Raw genomic sequence first — 239 nt, 5'->3', positions numbered from 1 at the left:
TTTCGAATTACGAAAACGAAAGAACCGCTCCTTTGTGTTGTTTGATGAATTCGATACTCTCTTCAACGATTTGATCGTTGTCAAAGTCCATCGAAGCTACGTGATATGAGTTTGTAAGTTCTTTGATTTGCTTATAAGGTGTCTTTAATTGATCGTATGCATCGCTCGTACTGACCGGTGGTACTACGTTATCGATTGTTGAGCGAAATAATAACACAGGGCTTTCCACATGGTGAATG

At 39.3% G+C, this 239-nt stretch carries 1 protein-coding gene; it reads right to left on the bottom strand.

Going from position 1 to position 239, the window contains the following annotated elements; genetic code table 11:
• Window positions 1–7 precede the first annotated feature (7 nt).
• On the bottom strand, window positions 8–239 hold a 232-nt coding region (locus tag AOA60_RS33580), incomplete at its 5' end, for a carboxylesterase (protein WP_218240918.1).

It is taken from the genome of Pseudomonas sp. 2822-17 (genome assembly GCF_002742485.1).
GTDB lineage: Bacteria > Pseudomonadota > Gammaproteobacteria > Pseudomonadales > Pseudomonadaceae > Aquipseudomonas > Aquipseudomonas cyclaminis.
This window is presented reverse-complemented; position numbering and strand designations above follow the sequence as displayed.